Here is a 5,421-nt window from a genome sequence, read left to right as displayed (position 1 = left end):
CTGGCGCGCGTTCAGGACCTGCGCGTCAGGGGCGAGGCCCTGGCCGTGGGGACGCCCGCCTTCGGCGGGCCGGCGGCCCTCGTCCTGAGGATGGCCATGGGCAACGGGTTCGGCTTCGCGTTCGACGACGGGCTCGCCCTGGCGGAACTCTTCGGCCCGGCCCGTGGCTCCTTCGTGGTGGAGCTGGCGGAGGGCGTCTCGGACCTGGAGAGTGCGGAGTTCGACTGCACCGCCCTGGGCTGGGTGCTGGAGGCGCGCAGGGCGACCCTGGGCGGCGAGTCCGTCGGCATGGACGAGCTGGAGGAACCTACGAGGGCGCGCTGGAGGACGTCTTCCCCGTGAGGTGCGACGCGGGGGAGCTGGTCTCGCTGCCCGACGCATGGCCGGCTCCGGCGGAGCGGGCCGTCCCCCGCCCGCTCCACGGCGCCGCTCGCCCGCGGTTCCTCATCCCCGTGTTCCCGGGGACGAACTGCGAGTACGAGTCCGCACGCGCCGTGGAGCGAGCGGGAGGGGAGGCGGAGGTCCTGGTGGTCCGGACGCTGACGCCGGAGGCCATGAAGGAGTCCGTGGACCGGTTCGCCGCACGGCTGAGCGCGTCGCAGGCGCTCTTCCTGCCCGGCGGGTTCTCCAATGGCGATGAGCCCGACGGGTCCGGCAAGTTCATCGCCATCTTCCTGAGGAGTCCGGCGGCCCGATCCGCGGTGGAGGGGCTCCTGGAGGTGCGGGGCGGTCTGATTTTGGGGGTGTGCAACGGCTTCCAGGCCCTGGTGCGCACGGGGCTCCTGCCCTTCGGACGCGTCGTGGACCCGGACGAGCTGGGGGAGGGATCAGCCGTGCTGACCTTCAACGCCATCGGCCGCCACCAGTCGAAGATCGTCCACTCCCGCGTCCTCTCGAACCGCTCTCCGTGGCTGAGCCGCACGCGGGTGGGCGACGTGTTCGCCATGCCCGTCTCCCACGGCGAAGGCCGCTTCGTCTGCGGGGTGCCCCTGCTGCGCCGCCTGGCGGAGGCCGGGCAGGTCGCGACGCAGTACGTCGATCTGCAGGGGATCCCCACGATGGACGTCCAGTACAACCCGAACGGCTCCCTGGCCGCCGTCGAGGGCCTGCTCTCGCCGGACGGGCGCATCTTCGGCCGCATGGGGCACGCGGAGCGGGTGGGGCATGGCCTCTACCAGAACGCGGGGCGCACGGGGGGCACGATGATGTTCGAGTCGGCCATGGACTTCCTGATGGGGTAGCGCGGGAAAACTGAAAATTCCCCCTGCACAAACCGCGCGGATGCTCTATACTTCTCTTTGTTTCCTGAGGCCCCTGCCGCCTGCGGGGGCCTTTTGATTTTGAGGCCGGGAGGTCAAATGCGATGGAAAAGCGGGAGCAGCTTTATGAGGGCAAGGCAAAGAAGGTATTCGCGACGGACGACCCGAAGCGCTACGTCGTCGAGTACAAGGACGACGCCACGGCGTTCAACGGCGAGAAGCGCGGCACCATTGCCGGCAAGGGCGTCGTCAACAACCGGATGAGCAACATCCTGTTCCGGATGCTCGAGGCGAACGGCGTGCCGACTCACTTCGTGGAGGAACTGAGCGACCGGGAGACGCTGGTGCGGGCCGTGGAGATCGTGCCCCTCGAGGTCATCGTCCGCAACGTGGCCGCGGGCTCCTTCTCCAAACGCTACGGCGTGGAGGAGGGGCGGGTGCTGAGGAACCCCACGCTGGAGTTCTCCCTGAAGGACGACAGCCTGGGCGACCCCCTGATCAACGATTCTCACATCCTGGCGCTTGGGTTGGCCACGGAAGAGGAGCTCAGGACCATGCACGAGATGGCCTTCAAGGTCAACGACCTCCTGAAGGACTACTTCCTCAAGATCGGCGTGAAGCTCATCGACTTCAAGATCGAGCTGGGCCGTTGCGACGGCCGGATCGTTCTGGCGGACGAGATCTCGCCGGACACCTGCCGTTTCTGGGACGCCAGGACGAACGAGAAGCTGGACAAGGACCGCTTCCGCCGCGACCTGGGGCACGTGGAGGACGCGTATCAGGAGATGTTCAAGAGGGTGACGCAGTAGGTGCAGGGGGAGGACGGGGGGCGGACGTCCCCCGAAGCTCGAACTTTGGAATGGAGCGCGGAGGCGGAGATGGAATGGTATGAGGAGGACGCCCTGCACGAGGAGTGCGGCGTCATGGGGGTTTATCGGAAGGAAAAGGACGCCGCGAGCCTTGTGTATTACGGGCTTTACGCCCTTCAGCACCGCGGTCAGGAGAGCGCCGGCATCGCCGCGAACCGGGGGGGCACCGTCATGCAGGTCAAGGGGCCCGGACTGGTGGGGGAGGTGTTCCGCGGGGAGACCCTGGCGGGCCTGAAGGGCAACATCGCCGTGGGCCACGTGCGCTACCCGACGGCCGGAGGGTCGGACCCCCGCAGCGCCCAGCCCCTGGTGGCCCGCTGCGGGATGGGGGACATCGCCCTGGCGCACAACGGCAACCTGGTGAACGCGGACAGCATTCAGGAGATGCTGACGGACGCGGGCGTGATCTTCCAGACGACGACGGACAGCGAGTCCATCCTCAACCTGATCTGCCAGCACGGCAACAAGCGCGGCGTGGAGGCGGGCATCCGCACCGCGATGAGCCTGATCAAGGGGGCCTACGTCCTGGTCATCACGCTGGGGGACCAGCTGATCGGCGTGCGCGACCCCTACGGCCTGCACCCGCTGTGCCTGGGCAGGCTTGCGGACGGCTGGGCATTGGCCTCCGAGAGCTGCGCGCTGGACGCTATCGACGCGGAGTTCGTCCGCGACGTGGAGCCGGGCGAGGTCGTGTTCATCGACCAGGAGGGGGTGCGCAGCCTCCCCCCGGCTCAGTGGTGCCGCAAGAGCCTCTGCGTGTTCGAGCTCATCTACTTCGCGCGGCCGGACAGCGTGCTGGACGGCATCAGCGTCTACGACTTCCGCCGCCGGTGCGGGCGGCTTCTGGCGCGCCAGCGGCGGATCGAGGCGGACCTGGTGATGGCGGTGCCGGACTCCGGCATCCCGGCGGCCATCGGCTACGCCGAGGCGTCCGGCATCAACTACGGCGAGGGACTGATCAAGAACAAGTACATCGGGCGCACCTTCATCCAGCCGACCCAGGAGATGCGGGAAACCGCCGTCCACATCAAGCTGTCGCCCATCCGCAGCAACATCGAGGGCAAGCGCCTGATCGTGGTGGACGACTCCATCGTGCGGGGGACGACCAGCCGCCGCATCGTGCGCCTGCTGCGGGCGGCCGGAGCCAGCGAGGTCCACCTGGTCGTCTCCTCTCCCCCCGTGTGCTACTCCTGCTACTTCGGCATCGACACGCCCTACAGGGAGAAGCTGATCGCCGTGCAGAAGACGCAGCAGGAGATACTGGAGTACGTCGGCGCCGACTCCCTGACCTACCTCAGCGACGCCTGCCTGTCGGAGGCCTGCGGGCACCAGGACCTCTACTGTCGGGCCTGCTTCGACGGGAACTACCCCATGGAGGTCCCCGCCACCGCGCGGCCTGCGGGGTTTTTCAAGGAGAGCGGGCCGACGGGCTTCGCGGCGGACATGGAGTCGTAGGGAGCGCCGGAGAACGCGGCGCTGCCGAGCGCGTTTCGGAGGCGCGGCGCGAGAGGACAGAGATGGAGGGAGCTTATGATGCTGAGCGCGGTTCTCTTTGACATGGATGGGCTGATGTTCGACACGGAGGCGCTGAACCTGAGGGCCTGGGCGGCGGCGGGGGAAGGACACGGGTACGCGATCACGCCGGAGGTCATGCACGATCAGATCGGCCTGAGCCTGCCGAAGACGCGCAGCATGATGCAGGAGCGGTTCGGCCCGGCTTTCGACTTCGACTTGGTGCGGGGGGACCGCATTCGCTGGACGGAGCGCTGGATCGAGGAGCACGGCCTGCCGGAGAAGCCTGGCCTCCGCCGGGTCCTGGCGTGGCTCATCGAGAGGCGGGTCCCGCGGGCCATGGCGACCTCGAGCGACCGAGGGATCGTGGGGTTCTACCTGAAGCACACGGACGTGGGCGAGTGCTTCGACCTGATCCTCACGGGGGATCGCGTCGAGCAGGGCAAGCCCGCGCCGGACATCTTCCTGAAGGCCGCTCTGGAGCTGGGGGCGGACCCCGCAGGCTGCGTCGTCCTGGAGGATTCCTACAACGGCATTCGGGCCGCCCACGCCGCCGGCATGATGCCCGTGATGGTGCCAGACCTCCTGTCGCCGACGCCTGAGATCGCGGCCCTGACCTATCGCGTGGTGGGGAGCCTGAACGACGTCATCCCCGTCCTGGAGGCGCTGGCCGATGAGCGAAGGCCGGAGCGCTGAGGACCGGGACACGGCGTCCCTCATCCGCGCCTTCGTCGCCGTGACGGTCCCCGATGGAGCGGCGCGGACGCTGGAGCTCCTCCTGACGCGCCTCGTGCCGTTGGGCCGGCTGCGGTGGGTGACGCGGGCCCAGCTGCACGTCACGCTGCGCTTTCTGGGGGAGCGGACGCCCGACGCGATCGAGAGGGTGAGGCGCGCGCTGGCGCCGATCGCCTTCCCGCCCTTCGAGGTGGAGCTCTCCCGCGCGGGAGCGTTCCCCAGCCTGGAGCGTCCCCGCACGCTCTGGCTCAGCGGCACGAGGGGCGCGGCGGAGCTGACAGCCCTCGCCGCCCGCCTGGAGGATGCGCTGGCGGAGGCGGGCATCCCGCGGGAGCGGCGACCCTTCGTTCCCCACCTGACGCTGGCCCGTTGCAGCGGGGAGCCCCTGTCGCCGGCGCTCCTGAGGGCGCTGGAGCAGGTGCCTCCCGTCTCGTGGACCTGCTGCGGCATCGAGCTGATGCGAAGCCGCCTGACCCCCCGCGGGGCGATCTACACTCCCATCCCCCTTGAGGGGGTTGCGCCATAATACCAAATCGCGTGGCCAGGGGCGAGGCGAAGGGCATTGCCACCACGGCGCGGCGGATGCTGGGCATGAGTTTCACGTCGGAGCAGATATCCCAGGCAACGGGGCTATCCCTTGGTGAGGTGGAGGCGCTGAGGGCCGGGACCGGAAACTGAACGTACCACTTCAAAGCGACCCCTCCGGCCCTACGGGCCACCTCCCCTTGCAGGGGAGGCGAAACGAAGAGGCGCGTTTTTCAGGCCCCCCTGCAAGGGGGGCTGGCGAACCCCGCAGGGGCGAGACTGACGGCCCGTGAGCAAGGGCGAACGGCAGCCGGAAGGCTCCCCGAAGGGGGGACTGAAGGTCGGTGAAGAAACTCGCTGAAGGAGGAGGATGTGGGTGCCGGAGCGTGATATGACGGAGAAGCACCTGGAAGGATACAATGACGTCTTTGCAGACGTGGTGAACGTGTTGCTCTTCGACGGAAAGAGGCGGGTGAAGCCGGAGGACCTGAAAGACACGCGGGCCCGCACGTTCTATAAGG

The 5,421-nt window shown here is 68.4% G+C and carries 7 protein-coding genes; all 7 read left to right on the top strand.

Annotation, left to right across the window (positions count from 1 at the left end; translation table 11 throughout):
- A partial coding sequence (locus SY1_RS00610) for an AIR synthase family protein (RefSeq protein ID WP_208872484.1) occupies positions 1 to 342 on the top strand: 342 nt, incomplete at its 5' end.
- Positions 339 to 1,241 (top strand): phosphoribosylformylglycinamidine synthase subunit PurQ, encoded by a 903-nt coding sequence (locus SY1_RS00605; RefSeq protein WP_208872483.1) that lies wholly within the window; start codon positions 339 to 341, stop codon positions 1,239 to 1,241. The genes SY1_RS00610 and SY1_RS00605, both read left to right, overlap by 4 nt.
- 122 nt (positions 1,242 to 1,363) lie before the next feature.
- Complete coding sequence (gene purC / locus SY1_RS00600) at positions 1,364 to 2,068, top strand: phosphoribosylaminoimidazolesuccinocarboxamide synthase (RefSeq protein ID WP_015555837.1); 705 nt, start codon at positions 1,364 to 1,366, stop codon at positions 2,066 to 2,068.
- Positions 2,069 to 3,583, top strand: coding sequence for an amidophosphoribosyltransferase (purF, locus tag SY1_RS00595; RefSeq protein WP_243440537.1), 1,515 nt, complete (start codon positions 2,069 to 2,071; stop codon positions 3,581 to 3,583). It abuts the gene before it with no gap.
- 78 nt (positions 3,584 to 3,661) lie between these two features.
- Positions 3,662 to 4,336, top strand: coding sequence for an HAD family hydrolase (locus SY1_RS00590; protein ID WP_015555836.1), 675 nt, complete (start codon positions 3,662 to 3,664; stop codon positions 4,334 to 4,336).
- Entirely contained in the window at positions 4,314 to 4,901 is a 588-nt protein-coding gene (thpR, locus tag SY1_RS00585) for an RNA 2',3'-cyclic phosphodiesterase (protein ID WP_015555835.1), read from the top strand. Before SY1_RS00590 ends, thpR begins: the two co-directional genes overlap by 23 nt.
- Before the next feature lie 11 nt (positions 4,902 to 4,912).
- On the top strand, positions 4,913 to 5,053 hold the full coding sequence (locus SY1_RS00580) for a hypothetical protein (RefSeq protein WP_208872482.1): 141 nt from the start codon (positions 4,913 to 4,915) through the stop codon (positions 5,051 to 5,053).
- The last annotated feature ends 368 nt before the right edge of the window (positions 5,054 to 5,421 follow it).

It is taken from the genome of Fretibacterium fastidiosum (genome assembly GCF_000210715.1).
Lineage (GTDB): Bacteria > Synergistota > Synergistia > Synergistales > Aminobacteriaceae > Fretibacterium > Fretibacterium fastidiosum.
This window is presented reverse-complemented; position numbering and strand designations above follow the sequence as displayed.